Source organism: Streptomyces sp. NPDC005181 (assembly GCF_040608395.1).
Lineage (GTDB): Bacteria > Actinomycetota > Actinomycetes > Streptomycetales > Streptomycetaceae > Streptomyces.
On record NZ_JBEXID010000083.1, the window covers coordinates 1 to 15,933 of the forward strand.

A 15,933-nucleotide genomic window follows, 5' to 3' on the forward strand; every position below is an offset into this window, starting at 1 on the left:
GTCGAGGAGCAGGACGTCCTTGACCTCACCCTTGAGGACACCGGCCTGGAGCGAGGCACCGATGGCGACGACCTCGTCCGGGTTCACACCCTTGTGCGGATCCTTGCCGGTCAGCTCCTTCACCAGCTCAGTCACTGCCGGCATCCGCGTCGAACCGCCCACCAGGATCACATGATCGATGTCCGCCAACTTGATCCCGGCGTCCTTGACCGCATTGTGGAACGGACCCTTGCAGCGCTCCAGCAGGGCCGCCGTGAGCTGCTCGAACTGCGCACGCGTCAGCTTCTCTTCCAGATGCAGCGCGCCCTCGGCCGACGCCGAGATGTAGGGCAGGTTGATCGTCGTCTCGGTCGCGGACGACAGTTCGATCTTCGCCTTCTCCGCGGCCTCGCGCAGACGCTGCAGCGCCATCTTGTCCTCGGACAAGTCCACGCCGTGGCCATTTTTGAACTGCTTCACCAAGTGGTCGACGATCTGCTGGTCCCAGTCGTCACCACCGAGGTGCGTGTCGCCGTTGGTCGCCTTGACCTCCACCAGGCCCTCGCCGATCTCCAGCAGGGATACGTCGAAGGTGCCGCCACCGAGGTCGAACACGAGGATCGTCTGGTCGTTCTCCTTGTCCAGGCCGTAGGCCAGCGCCGCGGACGTCGGCTCGTTGATGATCCGCAGCACGTTCAGGCCCGCGATCCGGCCCGCCTCCTTGGTCGCGGTGCGCTGAGAGTCGTTGAAGTACGCCGGGACGGTGATCACCGCGTCGGTGACGTCTTCCCCCAGATGTGCTTCGGCGTCCCGCTTCAGCTTCTGCAGCACGCGCGCGGAGATCTCCTGCGCGGTGTACCGCTTGCCATCGATGTCGCCGGACTCGGGGAAACGCCACTGCGCCTCTCCCACGTGCCGCTTGACCGACCGAGCGGTGCGCTCGACATTCGTCACCGCCTGCCGCTTGGCGATCTCGCCGACGAGCACCTCACCTGTCTTGGCGAACGCCACCACCGACGGAGTGGTCCGCGCGCCCTCGGCATTCGCAATGACCGTCGGCTCGCCGGCCTCGAGCACGGACACCACGGAATTCGTCGTTCCCAGGTCAACACCCACAGCCCGCGCCATCACTGCCTCCTTTCCCGGCAATGCTTGATGCCCATTCATTGATAAAACCTGAGTGCATCAGGGTCAAGTATGGTCCACCTCCCTGGCCTGCTGCAGTGCGGCGTTCGGCCTCGCCTGCTCGGGAGCCACGCTCACGTCGCGGCGTTGCCTGTTGTTGCGCCTGCGCAACCTCTCGGTCTGCTGGACAAGGCGGTCCACCCGGTCGGCGAGTTCGAGGCGGTCCTCCAGATATGGGCGCGCGTGAGCGAGCGGCTCGATGAGGCGGGCGGCGTCGCCGTCGCCGAGGGCGTTGCTGAGGTCGCCGATCGCCGCGCGGGACCGGTAGGGGAGGTCGGTGAGGGAGGTGATCTGACCGGCGAGCCGGCGCAGGTCCGCCGCATTGTCCCGCGCCCAGACGGTGACGGTGCGACTGGCGGCCCGACGGTCGCGGGTGGCCTGTGTCCGTTGTTCGCCGGTGGCGCCCACGGGGCCGGTGCGCAGGCGCAGGTAGCGGCGTTCGGCGGCCTGACGGCTGCTGACGCCGAGCGGGTGGGCGATGTCGGCCCAGCTGGCTCCAGTTTCGCGCGCGACCTCGATGGGGTACGGCTCCCATGTCGCGAGTCGGCGACGTACGTTACGCAGCAGAAGCAGTGCGTCCAGTGCCTCTCCCGGTACGGCTGCGGCGCCGGCGGACTCCATGGCGCCGGGCGCGCCGGCCTGACGCACGGCGGCCTCGATCGTCTTCAGCGCCGCCGCCGTAGTGCGGAAGCAGACCGGCAGTGCCGGTGGGGCGGAGGTCTCGGGTGCGGCATGCACGTCGACTTCGGTCACGGACAACCCTCCCGAGTGTCATCGTTCGGGTGACATCGTAGATGTCATCCTTTGGATGACATTTTACAACCGGAATCAGGTGAAGCGCATTTGGCACAAAATGCAGAACTCGCGCGGCCGCGAGATGGCCGAACACCCAGAGCTCGCCGCCGACCTCGACCTCAAGTTCTACTTCTGCGAGCCGTCCAGCCCGTGACAACGCGGCAGCACCGAGAACACCCACCGCCTGCTACGGCAGTACCTTCACAAGCGATCAGCCCTCCGGGACGTCTCACTACGGCGGGCCAGCAGCACTCGGCCGGTCCGGTAGTGCTCGGCCTACCGGCCGGCATCGCCGACCCGGGACGGACCTGAGGCGGGCACTCGCCCCGTACGAGGACGAAGTCGGCCGGGGCACCGGGCTCGAAGTCCGTGTGCGCGAGGCCCATGACGTCCGCGCCCCCGTGGGCCGCGACGCGATAGCAGTTCGTCAGCTCGTCATCGAGGCGTACGTCCGTCACCCACCCGAGCAGATGTGCGCGATGCAGCATGTCGGCGTTGCCGAACGGACTCCAGGAGTCGCGCACGCCGTCGGAGCCGAGCCCGACCCGGACACCGTGCTCGCGCAGTCGGGCGATCGGCAGCACCAGGGAGTCGGACGGAGCCACCGTGGTGAGGGCGATGTCCTGGTCGCCCAAGTCGGCGGCGATGGAGCTGAGTTCGTGATCCGTCAGGCCAGGCAGGCAGAAGACGTGGCTGACGGTGACCTTGCCGGTGAGGGACAGGGCGCGCGTGCGGTCGATGATGCCGCGCATGGCCTTGATTCCCTTCTCGCCACGGTCGTGCAGGTGGATGTCCACGCCGATGCCGTGGCGGTCCGCGATGTCGAAGACGAGGTCGAGCTGCTCGTCGAGGGCCTGGTCGAAGCCGATCGGGTCGATGCCGCCGATCGGGTCGATGGCGCCCGTACGCGCAGCCTCCTCCAGCAGCTCCGCCGTGCCCGGGGTGCGGATGACGCCGTGCTGCGGGAAAGCCACGATCTGGACGTCGAGGGCGTGGTGCAGCCGCTCACCGGCTGCTTGAGCACGGTGACGTCGGCCAGCGGGTCGCCGTCCACGAGGATCGCGTCGCCCGCGAAGCCGCGCGCGAGACGGCCTGCCGTGCGCTCGAGTCCGAGGAGGCGGGCGGCGCCGGTCGTGGCGGTGCGGAGTCGTGCGCCGGCAGCCCGGCGGTGCGCATCAGCTCCACCTCCCGGCCGATCGGGCGCACTGTGCCACCGGACGAGTCGGTTCCGGCGGCGAGCGGGACGCCGAGTTCGTGCGCCGCGAGGACGGCCCGCTTCAGCACGGGGAGGTAGGTGCGCCCGCGCTCGGCGAGGACCGGGTTCGTGGACTCCGCCAGGCCGGCGATAGCGGTGAGGGTGGGCGCGAAGTACGTGCCCCTGCGGCGCATTTCGCGCAGGGTGCGCTCGCCGACGAACGCGCCGTGCTCCAGGGAGCGGATGCCGGCCGTCACGGCGTCGTGGCAGCCCTGCTCGCTGTAGCTGTGGCACAGGACGCCCTTGCCGCGCCGCCGGGCCGCGGCGACGATCTCCGAGAGCTGCTCGTGCGAATACACCTGGGCGAGCGGGTGGTGCTCCGGGAGCCCGGCGCGCTCGTTGACCCGCGTCTTGATCACGTCCGCGCCGCGGGCGGCGTTCACCTCGACGACCCGGCGCAGCGCCTCGGCCGAACACGGTTCGCGGGATCGGCCGCCGCCGAGCCGGCGGCGGCCATGGTCCCGGCAAAAGCGGCCGCACCCGCGAGGATTCCGCGGCGGGTCAGCCTGCTGGAGGGCGGCGGCGTGGCTTCGACGCACATGGGAGCTCCATGGGGGAGTAGGTCATCGGCTCCCTATTTTGTATACCAAGGCCGAGGAGGCCAGCAAGGGTAGTGATCAGAGATTCCGAATTACCTGCTTATGGAAGCCTGATCTCACCGCGAAGAACCACCGGTCCCCTTTCTGGTATACAAAGAGCTCAGTTGTGGCCGAAGAGAGAGCGCAGGGCGACGGCCCTGCTGTCGCGTACGTGCAGCAGCGTGCTCGCCCCTGCGGCCTCCGCGTCTCCGGCGGCGATGTGCCGGTACATCTCGGCGTGCTGGGCCCGCATGTGCGCCGGCTCCTCCCGCAGGCCGAAGAGCAGCCGCAGTTGCCAGCTCAGTTGCTGCATCGTGCGGGTGAGAAGCGGGTTGCCCGACATGGCCACGACGCCCTCGTGGAACGCTGTGTGCGCGGCCACCTCTTGCGTCCCCTCTTCGGCCGCGGCCGCCGACTCGGCCTGATGCAGCGTCGCTTCCAGGGTGGCGAGCCCCTCGGCGTCGCCCGCTGCCGCAGCCCGCGCCGCGAGCCGCGACGCCTGGACCGCCAGCGGCTCCCACACCTCGTACAGGTGCTCCACGTCGGCGTGCTCAAGGCGGCGTACGCGTACGCCGCTGTGCGGGAGAAGCTCGAGGAGCCCTTCGGTGACCAGCGCGCGCAGTGCCTCGCGCACCGGCACGCGGGACATGCTGAGTTCCTCGGCGACCTCCCGCTCGACGAGACGGGCACCCTGCGCGTACCGCCGGTCGACGATGCGTTGAAGGACGGCCTCGCGCGCCCGCGCGCTGAGCGAGGCCGAGGCGGTCGTCGCCGTGGCGGACGTGCGCGAGCCGCTGTCGTTGGCCGTTGCGTCGGTCCTGCTTCTGTCCGCCACCGTTTCCGCCCTCTTTCGTCCTTCGTTCGGCGCGCCCCGGGCGAGGATATGTCCGACGACGCGTCAGTGGTGTCCGGCGGCGCCCGGCCGCCGGTGCGCTTCGCCGGATTCCGGCTGACCGGCGGGACTCACCAGCGGCCCGCCATCTCTGAGTTCATCGGGTGAGCCGCGTCTCATCTGGATGGTGGCGCTTGTCTATGCAACGAGTTGCATAGAAGGATCGGGGTATGGCGCTCGAACACGCGATCCTTGTGTCTCTGCTGGAGAAGCCCGGCTCCGGTTACGAGCTGGCCCGGCGCTTCGAGCGGTCCATCGGGTACTTCTGGACCGCCACCCACCAGCAGATCTACCGCGTGCTCAGGCGGATGGAGAGCGACGGCTGGGTCGACGTCCGGGACGTGCCGCAGCAGGGCCGCCCGGACAAGAAGGAGTACTCCGTCGCCACCCTCGGACGGGCCGCCCTCTCCGACTGGCTGCACGAGCCGATCGAGCCCGAGAGCGTCCGCCACGACCTCGCCGTGAAGATCCGGGGCGCCGCCTTCGACGACCCGGCCGAGCTGATCAGCGAGGTGGAGCGCCACAGGCAGGCGCACACCGAGCGCCTCGCACGCTACTTGACGGGCGAGGCACGCGACTTCACGGGGCCGCAGGTGCCCGGCTCCGCCGCCGGTCCGCCCGACGCAGGGCGGGAACTCCAGCACGTCGTTCTGCGTGGAGGCATCGCGTACGAGCGGATGATGCTCGCCTGGCTCGACGACGTACTCGCCACCCTCCACCGGCTCGGCTCCGCGCACTGACCGCGCCGCCACGACGCGCCACCGGTACGACCCACCGGCACGTCGGCAGGACCACCCGGCTCCAACACCCCGGCATCACCATCCCTCTCACACACACTCAGCCGAAAGGCGTACCCATGGCCGACCAGCTGCTGTTCAACCCGCGCACCTATGACCCGGCGGACTTCGATCCCGAGACCCGCCGACTGCTGCGCGCGACCGTCGACTGGTTCGAGGAGCGTGGCAAGCGACAGCTCATCGAGGACTACCGGTCCCGGGCCTGGCTGGCCGAATTCCTCGCCTTCTCCGCCAAGGAAGGGCTTTTCGCGGCCTTCCTCACGCCCTCCTCCGCCGCCGGAGAGGGGGAGCGGGACAAGCGCTGGGACACCGCCCGCATCGCCGCCCTCAACGAGATCCTCGGCTTCTACGGTCTCGACTACTGGTACGCCTGGCAGGTGACGATCCTCGGCCTCGGCCCGGTCTGGCAGAGCGACAACGCCACCGCCCGTGCCCGCGCCGCGGAACTCCTTTCCCAGGGCGAAGTGTTCGCCTTCGGCCTGTCCGAGAAGGCCCACGGCGCCGACATCTACTCCACCGACATGCTGCTGGAGCCCGACGGCGCGGGCGGTTTCCGGGCCACCGGATCCAAGTACTACATCGGCAACGGCAACGCCGCCGGACTCGTCTCCGTCTTCGGCCGCCGCACAGACGTCGAGGGCCCGGACGGCTACGTCTTCTTCGCCGCCGACAGTCGTCACCCGGCATACCGGCTCGTCAAGAACGTCGTCGACTCGTCGAAGTACGTCAGCGAGTTCCGCCTGGAGGATTACCCGGTGGCATCGGAGGACGTCCTCCACACCGGCCGCGCCGCCTTCGACGCCGCCCTCAACACCGTCAATGTCGGCAAGTTCAACCTGTGCACCGCCTCGATCGGCATCTGCGAGCACGCGATGTACGAGGCCGTCACCCACGCGCACAACCGCATCCTCTACGGCCGCCCCGTCACCGCCTTCCCGCACGTGCGGCGCGAGCTGACCGACGCCTACGTACGCCTCGTCGGCATGAAGCTCTTCAGCGACCGTGCCGTCGACTACTTCCGCTCGGCCGGCCCCGACGACCGCCGTTACCTTCTCTTCAACCCGATGACGAAGATGAAGGTGACGACGGAGGGCGAGAAGGTCATCGACCTGATGTGGGACGTCATCGCCGCCAAGGGCTTCGAGAAGGACACCTACTTCGCACAGGCGGCCGTCGAGATCCGGGGGCTGCCGAAGCTGGAGGGCACCGTCCACGTCAACCTGGCGCTGATCCTGAAGTTCATGCGGAACCACCTTCTGGACCCGGCCGCGTACGAGCCCGTCCCGACCCGCATGGACGCTGCCGACGACACGTTCCTCTTCCGGCAGGGGCCGGCCCGCGGCCTGGGCGCCGTACGCTTCCACGACTGGCGCCCCGCCTATGCCGCGTACGCCCACGTGCCCAACGTCGACCGCTTCCGTGAACAGGCCGATGCCCTCTGCGACTTCGTCACTTCCGCTGCCCCCGACGAGGAGCAGAGCCGTGACCTCGACCTCCTCCTCGCCGTCGGCCAGCTCTTCGCGCTCGTCGTCCACGGCCAGTTGATCCTGGAGCAGGCCCGCTTGACGGATCTTGACGAGGACGTACTGGACGAGCTGTTCGCCGTTCTCGTACGGGACTTCTCGGCGCACGCCGTCGAGCTGCACGGCAAGGAGTCCGCCACCGAGCAACAGCAGCTCTGGTCGCTCGGCGCCGTCCGGCGTCCGGTCGTCGACGAGGCACGTTCGGCTCGGGTGTGGCAGTGTGTCGAGGCGCTGTCGGGGGCGTACGAGATGGCGCTGTAACGCCAACGGACGCGGGAGGGCCGATGCCCCAGGGGGGTGTGCCCACTGGCTTGGAGTCAGCCGGTGGGCACGGCTCGACGCGTCACGGGACTGCAGCTGGATGCTCGCCGAGAAGTAGCTGCCGGTGTCGATGGGGGGGCTGCAATTGGGTTCTGATCCTGTGCCGCAGGTCGATGACCACCCTGCGGCACTGGACCAGGTCCGCCGACTGCCGCACGTGATGACCGTGTAAGCGATCGGAGACGAACCCGCAGGCAGGACGCGTGCTCATAGCCCGCCTTGCGTCAGGTCGCTCGTCCTCCATCGAGGTCGGGCGGCTGAGCAATCACTCCTGGCGCGGTACTCGCGGTGGCGTTTCCCTCCCGTCGGTAGCGCCCCGGTGAAGAGCCCGTCACGCGTTTGAACGCGTGACTGAAGGAGCTCTCGGAGCCATAGCCCCAACGTGCCGCGATCGCCGCGACAGTGCGGTCACCGGTCCTCAGCTCCCGTGCCGCAGAGCGCATGCGCCAGCCCAGGAGGTACTCCAGGGGCGGTACGCCGACGCTCTCCGCGAACCTGGCGGCGAACTGGGACCTCGACATTCCAGCCTTTGCGGCGAGTTCCGCGACGGTCCAGCGGTGCGTCGGCATGTCGTGCATGAGAGCCAGCGCTGCCCCGACCTGGCGATCGGCGAGGGCGGTGAGCCAGACACCGCCGGCGACACCCTGTTCCGCGATATGGGCCCGGAGCAGGTGGACCAACAGGATGTGCGCCAGTCGCTCCGTGACGAACGGGGTGCCCAGTCCGGGCGCACCGGTCTCCGCACGGAGCAGTTCGAGCGCGGCCCGGACCGCGTCCGCGGCGTCGGACCCGGCGCTGATGTGGATGAGCGGCGGAAGGACGTCGACGAGCACCGCGGCGTCGGCCTCATCGAGGTCGAATCCGCAGCCCACCACGACCGCGTCCCGGTCCGACCCGATCCGGACAGTGGCCCCTTCGGTGTAGTCCGCGAAGACCTTGCTGCTCGGCACAGCCGGCACTGCCTGACCGCCGGACAGCTCGTAGGCCCGGCCGCTCCCGATCAGGTAGCAGTCGCCCTCGGCGAGCGTTATCGGCTCCGGGAGCCCGGCCACCGCGATCCGGCACGTGCCCTGCAGCACGGCACCGAACTTGATGTGCCGGTAGCCCGAGAAGCCGACGGCCCAGGGCTCCTCCGCCTCGAGCCGCGCGAATTGGGCGATGCGCAGATCGAGCAGGCCGAGTACGTCGGTCAGCGGATCCATGGACCGCCCTCCAGACGGCGCGGCTCGCGCAGAACAGTCCGCGGGTTTTTCCCGAGCTTGCAGCGACACGCCGTACGCCCCCTGGACACCTGCCTCGGCGCGGGGGAGGTGCACTGCGAGAGGGGCCCGCATGCGTGTTCCGGCGTCATCGAGACGGCTTTCGAGGGGGAATCGACCGTCGCCGAGCGGGCCCGTCCGCGCAACCGGCCGGCGGGTGGTTTCCCTCCGGTGTCGCGCGAACACCGTGCCTGCTCCCCCCTCATCTTCCACCCTGCTCGTGTCCGACGCCGCTCCTCGGCTGAGGCCACCGATTCGGTCGCCTGGGCGGGCCGACGTGCCGACGTGTCGGGGAGGGCATCCGGAAGCGGTACGGCAGGCGCGGTCCCCGGTCCCTCGACCGGGAGACCGGGAGTGCGATGCCGTCGATCATGGTTCTCACGTGCTGCTCCTCGGTGACACGGCGGTGAGTGACACGCACCCGTCGCGTCAGCGAACCTAGTCAACGCCCTGGCGACGGGGAATGTGCCACGGTCCGCTCCTTCTGTCCGATCGTCCGGCCCTGACCTCTTGGACCACCCGGGGACGTCCGCGTAAGGAGCGCGGAGGGGGGACACTTTGCTCCGTACGCCGCCACGCGATGAAGCACCGGGAGAAGACGACCCCCGAGTCTCCGCCGGCGACGTGGCTCAGGAGTTGATGGCGATCAGGCCACTGTGCGACCGTCCCCTTCCGCTGTGGTTGTCCGCCTCTCGCGCAGTACCCGGGTACGGGAGGCGAGGGGAACGGCTGAGGCGAGCAGCCCGAGTGCAAGCGCAGCCGATCCCCGGGCGTAGCCGGACAGCCAGTGCATACCGAGGGCGGTGTCGAGCGACCAGGAGCCCGGCCCGGTGAATCCGAGAACCGCGGCGACGGCGCCGTACCAGAACGGAAGCTCGCAGCCACCCCGCTGAGCCCAGAAGCCGTTTGCCGCGGTCGCGACGGTGGCCACCGTCATCGTGCCGACGACGATCGCGCAGCCGCCGGGCGTCAGCAGCCCGGTGGCGATCAGGACCGCGCCCGCCAGCTCCGCCAGGCCGGCTGCCGCCATCCGCGCACCGGGGAGGAACCCCCACCGTTCGAAGATGGCGCCGGTGCCGGAGAGACCTGCACCTCCGAACCAGCCGCGCAGCTTCTGTGTCGCGTGGCCGAACAGCAGAGCGGCCAGCAACACCCGCAGCAGCAGAAGTCCCACGCTCATCGGAGTGACCTTCCGTGCCGACAACGGCCTGAGTGGTACGGAGATGTGCGGTCTTCCCACGCAACGGCGCCCTCGGTGTCCCTGCCACCGAAGTACGCCTGGATGTCACCGATGTTCGGGAACACGTCGGTTTCACCGGCTGTGCGTCGTAGTGCTGCGGTAGTCGGTGTAGGTGTAGGGGTTGTCGAGGATCTTCGTCGCAGGGATGTCCGGATTCATGCCCTTGCGCCACTCCTCCTCGCCCATGGTCGACCGCAGGTGTTCGACGGTCTGCTCGACCTCGCGCCGCACCGCGGCCAGGTCGACGCCGAGCAGGCGGTGCTCGTGCTTGACCACCTGCCCGTTGACGACAACGGTGCGCACGTCGCCGCGCTGTGCCTGGAACGCCACGTGGCCGTAGGGGTTGAGCGCCGGGAACGAGACCGGCGAGTGGTCATACTTCAGCAGGACGATGTCGGCCTTCTTGCCCGCCTCGATGCTGCCCAGATCGTGCTCGCGGCCCAGTGCCTTGGCGCCGCCGAGAGTGGCCCATTCCACCACCTGGTCGGCGCGCAGGGCGCAGTGCGTGACGGTCTCGCCCTTGGTGTGTGCCTCCAGATGTTCGCGCGCCCGGTCGGCGCCCAGCGTGGTGCGCATGGCGGAGAACAGGTCTCCGCTCCACCAGACGCTGGTGTCCATCGACAGTGAGACGGGGATGTTGTGGGACCGGAGCGCCCAGGTCGTCGGGTAGCCCTGTCCGGCGCTCTGCTCGCTCTCTGTGGACACCGAGATCGAACCGCCCGTCGCGGCGATGCGGTGGTAGGAGTCGGCCGACAGCGTGGAGGCGTGCACGTAGACCGTCTCCGGTGTCATGAAGCCGTGCTCGTACATCAGCCGGATGCCGTCGTCGTTGGTGGCTCCCCAGACTCCGGCGTGGGTGGTGACGGCGACGCCCAGTTCGCGCGCCACCTCGAAGGCCGGCTTCTCGGGGAACGCCGGGTCGCCCGTGACGTCGAAGGCGATCTGGAAGCCGAGCATGTCGTCGCCGGTGATGCGACGGCGCACGAAGTCCCGGAACTCCGGTGCCCCGGTCCATTGCGCCGGAGCCTGCTGGATGTTTCAGAGCCGGATGGCCTCGGCGGCGTACTCCCAGAGCCGGTCCGCTGCCTCCGGATCGAGGGCGTGGGCCGCGACGCCCCCGGGCGCCCCCTCGTCGTCCTGGACGGTCCCTGCCTCCTGGTTGTCCTCGAAGTAGCGGCCGGTCACACCGTCCACCAACGGCGACGCGGCCAGCAGCACGGACGTCGCGGCCCCCTGCGCCGGAGTCTTGTAGTACGGCAGCGGGGTGAGGTTCCCGTTACCGTCCATCACTCCGAATGCGCGCATGGTGTCGTCGTCGAGATGGCGCTGGAGGTTGGTGAGGATGAACCCGGGGTTGAGCGCATTGGCAGTGATCCTGTCGGCCGCCCAGCGGCGGGCCCCGACGGCGAACAGCACATCGGCGGACTTGGACTGCCCGTAGGCCACCCAGGGGTCGTACGGACGCTGTTCGAAGTGCGGGTCGTCGAAGTCGAAGGGCACCTTGAGGTGGGCGCCGGAGCTGACGACGACGATGCGGGCCGACTCTGCTTCACGCAGCGGGTCGTGCAGTCCGGTGGCCAGGGCGAAGTGCCCGAGGAAGTTGGTGGCGAGCTGCATCTCCCAGCCGGCGTCGGTGACCGTCCGTGCCGGAAGCGCCATGATCCCCGCATTGGCGACGAGGATGTCGAGCGGTCCGCGCCAGGCCCGCGCGAACGAGTCCACCGATGAGAGATCTGCCAGATCCATCGCCGTGACCCGCACGGGACCCGCGCCGGGGACGGCGGCGAGCTCGTGGACGAGCGGCTCGGCGAGCGCGGGACGGCGGGCGGCGACGGTGACCTCCGCCCCGGCGGTGGCCAGGGCCCGGACGGTCTCGGCACCGATGCCGGAGGCACCGCCGGTCACCACGGCGCGCCGGCCGGTGAGATCCACGCCGTCGATCACTTCGGCAGCGGTGGCATGGGAGGGGAATGGGGTGGTCAGTCGGGAGCCGGCGTTCGCAGAGCGCCCCTCCACGTGGGGAATCGTCGTCATGCATCAGACCCTACGGCCGCATACCGGGACGATCTATGATCGATCATCCCGAAAACTTGAGTCATTGTCCGATCCGTGTCGGGCTGTCCTGCCGACCGCCGTCCGAGAGGAGCGCTCAGTCTCCCCGCGAGGACAGGGCGGCCCTGCCGGGGACGCGGAGTCATGTGTTCGAGGGCATGGTGGCGGGAAGGCCATGGGGCGATCGGCTCGGGCGAGCCGTACGGATGACGTTCAACGTGGTGTTCGCCCCTGATAGGACCATCGATGGGCGCGGTGCGTCATCAGCCCCTCAGGAATCGATGCCCTCAGGAATCGATGTCGATCACGACCTTGCCTTCGGCGGTGCCGTTCTCCACCAGCGCGTGGGCGTCGGCGATGGTGGCGAGAGTGAACCGCCGGGGGTCGAGCGCAGGTGTCAGGTGACCCGCATCGGCGAGGGCCGCCGCTTCGCGCATGATCTCTCCGTGGTGTTCCCTGCCGCGGCCGGTCAGCATCGGAAGCAGGGTGAAGACACCGGAGTACGTGGCACCCCTGAAGGAGAGCGGGGCGATGCTGTGGGTGCCCCAGCCCAGGGCGCTCACGACATGACCGGTGTAGGTGCGCACGGCCGTGAACGAAGCGTCGAGCAAGGAACCGCCCACGGTGTCGAAGACGATGTCGAAGCCCTCGCCATCGGTGAACTCGGCGACGTAGTCGGCCACAGGGGTGACGGAGTAGTCGATCGGAGTCGCCCCCAGGCGCCCGATGGTCTCCAGGCTGGACGCGGATCCGGTCGCGAAGACCTCCGCGCCGCGAGCGCGGGCGATCTGAATGGCCACATGACCGATGCCGCCGGCACCGCCGTGAACGAGTACCTTCTGCCCCGCCCGGACCTGCGCCCGGTCGACCAGGCCCTCCCATGCCGTGATGAACACCAGTGGCAGCGCCGCGGCTTCGCGCATGGTGAGCGAGGCCGGTTTGCGAGCGAGCAGCCGGGCGTCGACCGCCGCGTACTCGGCGAGTGATCCCTGCAGATCGCCGACGCCGCCCGTCATGCCGAACACCTCGTCGCCGGGGGCGAATCCGGTGACGTCCTGCCCGACCTCCTGGACTGCACCGGCAAGGTCCAGACCGAGCACACCGGGAAGCGTGCGCTGTGCGTGGGGGGCCTGCCCGGCCCGGATCTTGGTGTCCAGGGGGTTGACGCCGCTTGCCTTGACCTTGACCAGAACCTGCCCTGGACCGGGGGTGGGCACGTTCAGGGTGCGCAGGACCAGCGGGGTGCCGAACTCTTCGAGAACCAGTGCGCGCATGGTGACGCCTACTCTCCGTATGACCGTCAGATGCTTGTGAGGTGTCGCTTCGCAGCCCGCCTCCGGAGGCCCGCCCTTGGTCAGGCTTCTGTCCGGTCGCTGCTGCCGTCTGTGCGGGCGGCGACAAGCAGCTGCGCCGCAGATTTCGCCGAGTCCACCACGGCACGGTCCTGGAGAAGGCGGCCGACGGCGAGCGCGCCGTCGATCAGGAGACCGATCTCCCGGGCGAGCGACTCGGGCGACGTGGCCCCCGCCTTCCGACCGAGGCCGGTGATCCATGTCTGTCGGCGCTGGATGTGCCGCACGGTGATGGCCCGCGCCTCCGAGTCAAGCTCGCTCTCCACCGCAGCACTGACGAACGGGCATCCGAAGAAGCCGTGCCGCTCGAAGGCACCCGTCAGTGCGTCGAAGAGACCTACGAGCTGATCGCGGGGATCTTCACCGGCGTGTGCGGCCGCTGCCTGCAGCTGTGCCGTCCAGGAGTCGTCCGTACGGCGCAGATAGGCCGCGACGAGTTCCTCCTTGGTACGAAAGTGCGCGTACAGCGTCGACTTCGCCACGCCGGAGGACGCGATGACCTGATCGATCCCGACTCCGCGCAAGCCGTTGGCATAGAACAGCTCGGCCGCGGCGGTGAGGATCCGCTCCTCGGATTTGGTCTTTCTGAACTTCGTCACCATCACCCACACTCCTTAATCAAACAGACTAGTCCGTTCGATTAAGCGCGGGAAGGTGAAGCCCGTCTCATCCCGGCCATGACGGCGCTACGGCCGGCGGCCTCGTCATCGGCCGAGTCCACTGTGTGCTCCCGGCCGACGGCGGCGTCGGTCGCCCGCATCAGATCTGGCTGTGGTCCGACAGGGCCGCGTGAGCCGCGTGGAGGATCTCGTCGGACAGTGGGGAGCCGTGGGTGGCGCGGGCCAGCAGGAGGGCGCCGACCAGGGTGGCCAGGCCGGCCAGGCCGTCTTCGTCGTCGGTGGCGAGCCACTGGGCGAAGTCGCGCACCCCTTCGATGTAGACGTCGTGGGCGGCGTCCCCCGCACCCTTGGCGATGTCGGCGGCGAGCGCGGCGACGGGGCAGCCATTGCCGGCGTTGTCGCGGTGCCGGGCCGACAGGTAGTAGTCGATCAGGCCCTGGCGGGCGGCGTCGCGTTGCCCGTCGTGCTCGTCGAGCTCTGCCGTGCGGCGCGCCTCCAGCTGGGCGAAGGCATGAGTGGTGGCCTCGCCGACGAGGGCGTCCTTGGAGGCAAACTGCTTGTAGAAGCCGCCCTGGGTCATCCCGGCCGACTTCATCAGGTCCGCGACGCTGACGCCGGTGCCCTGCTCCCGGAACAGCCTGGAGGCGTTGGCGACCACGCGCTTCCGGTTCTCCTGCGCCTGTGCCTGTGACACGCGGCCCATCGGGCCACCTCCCTGTGATGGATGCCGCTTGCAATCTATCGTATGACTCTGTTTAGATTGTGAATGCGATCTATTTTTGGTCTGCTGCGTTCACGAGGGGTGGCAGCCGCCAGGTGAAGCAGAGCCTGGCCATGCCGACGGCCGCCGCCTGACGCAGCACGGCCCCCCGGTGCCTCGCGCGGCCCATCCTCTTTCAGGACACCGGAGTTACTTCATGACACCCACCGTCGGCCCCGCCTCCGCCCCCGGCGAGGAAGTGACCGCACTGCCCGGCTCCGTCCCCGGCGATGCGTCCGCGCCGCGCCACCCGGACCGGATGAGTCGGCCGCCGCTGCGGATGCTGCTGCAGCCCGCGGTGATCGCCCTGGTCGTTGTCTCGGCCTTCATCAGCTGTTATGTCGGGCTGCAACGTGACCCGAAGCCGCATCAGCTGCCGGTGGCGGTCGTGGGCAACACCCTCGCGCACAAGATGGAGCTGTCGCTCGGCGACAGCGTCGACGTACGCCCGACGGTGAGCGCGACCGCAGCCCGCCAGGCCGTGGAACAGCACGACGTGGTGGCTGCTCTGAGCTCCGACGGCGCCGGACAGCTGAACCTCGAGGTGGCCGGGGCGAACGGCCTGTCCACCACGGGCGCGGTCAAGAGCGTTGTGTCCGCGTACGCCGCGGGATCCGGCCAGCACGTCACGACGACCGACGTGGTGCCGCTCGCTCCCTTCGACGGGCGGGGTCTCGCCGGGTTCTACGTGTCGTTCGGCGTCACCCTTGCCGGATTCGTCCTGGCCCAGAACGCGCTGGGCATGGCGAATGTGCTCCACCTGCGGCACCGGTTCCGGCTGATCACGGGCGTCTCGGTGGCGATCGGCGTCGTCGCCGCGATCATCGCAGGACCGGTCCTGGACGCGGTGCCTGCCCCGGTCCTACCGCTGGCGGCCACACTGGCGCTGCTGGCGGCCGCGGCAGCGTTCACCACCAAGCTGCTGGGCACCTACCTCGGCCCCATCGGCGTTCCGGTGGCGACGTTGCTTCTGCTCACGGTGGGCAACTCCACCAGCGGCGCCACCATCAGCTCCGACCTGCTGCCGGCTGCGGCCCGAGCAGTCTCCGCTCTGCTGCCGCCCGGCGCGGCGGTACGGGCGGTGAGCGATCTGAGCTACTTCGACGGTGCCCACGCAGGACTGCCGCTGCTCACCCTCGCCCTCTGGGCCGGGCTGTCCGCCGTGCTCGTGGGCATCAAGTCCCGCCTGCGCTCCACCCGCCCCACCGCACACGCCTGACCCAGACGAATCGCTGCTTTCCTCCGGGCGACGGCCGCCCGGAGGGGGCTGCCACCGCTGCGACGGATGCCCTTCCGACCTGGCCGTGGCCCGTGGATTCAGGGCG

Annotated in this window: 14 protein-coding genes and 2 pseudogenes; 4 read left to right on the forward strand and 12 right to left on the reverse strand. The window is 69.3% G+C overall.

What is annotated here, in order from left to right; genetic code table 11:
• A partial coding sequence (locus ABZV38_RS32510; protein WP_356332028.1) for an Hsp70 family protein occupies positions 1-1,107 on the reverse strand: 1,107 nt, incomplete at its 3' end.
• Between the two features lie 63 nt (positions 1,108-1,170).
• Positions 1,171-1,917, reverse strand: coding sequence for a hypothetical protein (locus ABZV38_RS32515; RefSeq protein ID WP_356332029.1), 747 nt, complete (start codon positions 1,915-1,917; stop codon positions 1,171-1,173).
• 55 nt (positions 1,918-1,972) lie between these two features.
• Between ABZV38_RS32515 and ABZV38_RS32520 the strand changes: the two genes are divergently transcribed.
• A complete protein-coding gene (locus ABZV38_RS32520) occupies positions 1,973-2,113 on the forward strand; it encodes a hypothetical protein (protein ID WP_356332030.1) in 141 nt (46 codons plus the stop codon).
• 151 nt (positions 2,114-2,264) lie between these two features.
• On the opposite strand, the pseudogene ABZV38_RS32525 reads toward ABZV38_RS32520, so the two are convergent.
• From ABZV38_RS32525 to ABZV38_RS32535, 3 genes and pseudogenes are all read right to left on the reverse strand, one after another.
• Positions 2,265-2,954: pseudogene (locus ABZV38_RS32525) on the reverse strand (amidohydrolase family protein); the annotation flags it as partial.
• 14 nt (positions 2,955-2,968) lie between these two features.
• A pseudogene (locus tag ABZV38_RS32530) lies at positions 2,969-3,627 on the reverse strand (amidohydrolase family protein); the annotation flags it as partial.
• 286 nt (positions 3,628-3,913) lie between these two features.
• Positions 3,914-4,627, reverse strand: coding sequence for a GntR family transcriptional regulator (locus tag ABZV38_RS32535; RefSeq protein ID WP_356332031.1), 714 nt, complete (start codon positions 4,625-4,627; stop codon positions 3,914-3,916).
• Between the two features lie 227 nt (positions 4,628-4,854).
• On the opposite strand from ABZV38_RS32535, the gene ABZV38_RS32540 reads away from it, so the two are divergent.
• Both ABZV38_RS32540 and ABZV38_RS32545 read left to right on the forward strand, forming a co-directional pair.
• Positions 4,855-5,424: a PadR family transcriptional regulator gene (locus tag ABZV38_RS32540; protein WP_356332032.1), complete on the forward strand. Its 570-nt coding sequence runs from the start codon at positions 4,855-4,857 to the stop codon at positions 5,422-5,424.
• A gap of 116 nt (positions 5,425-5,540) precedes the next feature.
• Positions 5,541-7,265, forward strand: coding sequence for an acyl-CoA dehydrogenase family protein (locus ABZV38_RS32545; RefSeq protein WP_356332033.1), 1,725 nt, complete (start codon positions 5,541-5,543; stop codon positions 7,263-7,265).
• 284 nt (positions 7,266-7,549) lie between these two features.
• On the opposite strand, the gene ABZV38_RS32550 is transcribed toward ABZV38_RS32545, so the two are convergent.
• The 7 genes from ABZV38_RS32550 to ABZV38_RS32580 form a co-directional block, all read right to left on the reverse strand.
• Entirely contained in the window at positions 7,550-8,527 is a 978-nt protein-coding gene (locus tag ABZV38_RS32550; protein ID WP_356332034.1) for an AraC family transcriptional regulator, read from the reverse strand.
• 703 nt (positions 8,528-9,230) lie between these two features.
• Positions 9,231-9,764 carry a DoxX family membrane protein gene (locus ABZV38_RS32555; protein ID WP_356332035.1) on the reverse strand — a complete coding sequence of 178 codons (534 nt, stop codon included), beginning with the start codon at positions 9,762-9,764 and terminating at the stop codon, positions 9,231-9,233.
• Positions 9,765-9,896: 132 nt separating this feature from the next.
• Positions 9,897-10,808: an amidohydrolase family protein gene (locus ABZV38_RS32560; protein WP_356332036.1), complete on the reverse strand. Its 912-nt coding sequence runs from the start codon at positions 10,806-10,808 to the stop codon at positions 9,897-9,899.
• Between the two features lie 54 nt (positions 10,809-10,862).
• Positions 10,863-11,858 (reverse strand): SDR family NAD(P)-dependent oxidoreductase, encoded by a 996-nt coding sequence (locus ABZV38_RS32565; RefSeq protein ID WP_356332037.1) that lies wholly within the window; start codon positions 11,856-11,858, stop codon positions 10,863-10,865.
• A gap of 305 nt (positions 11,859-12,163) precedes the next feature.
• A complete protein-coding gene (locus ABZV38_RS32570; protein ID WP_356332038.1) occupies positions 12,164-13,150 on the reverse strand; it encodes a zinc-dependent alcohol dehydrogenase family protein in 987 nt (328 codons plus the stop codon).
• Between the two features lie 80 nt (positions 13,151-13,230).
• Positions 13,231-13,830, reverse strand: a complete 600-nt coding sequence (locus ABZV38_RS32575) for a TetR/AcrR family transcriptional regulator (protein ID WP_356332039.1) — start codon at positions 13,828-13,830, stop codon at positions 13,231-13,233.
• Between the two features lie 157 nt (positions 13,831-13,987).
• A complete protein-coding gene (locus ABZV38_RS32580; protein WP_356332040.1) occupies positions 13,988-14,551 on the reverse strand; it encodes a TetR family transcriptional regulator in 564 nt (187 codons plus the stop codon).
• 214 nt (positions 14,552-14,765) lie between these two features.
• On the opposite strand from ABZV38_RS32580, the gene ABZV38_RS32585 reads away from it, so the two are divergent.
• Positions 14,766-15,827: a hypothetical protein gene (locus ABZV38_RS32585; protein WP_356332041.1), complete on the forward strand. Its 1,062-nt coding sequence runs from the start codon at positions 14,766-14,768 to the stop codon at positions 15,825-15,827.
• Positions 15,828-15,933 lie beyond the last annotated feature (106 nt).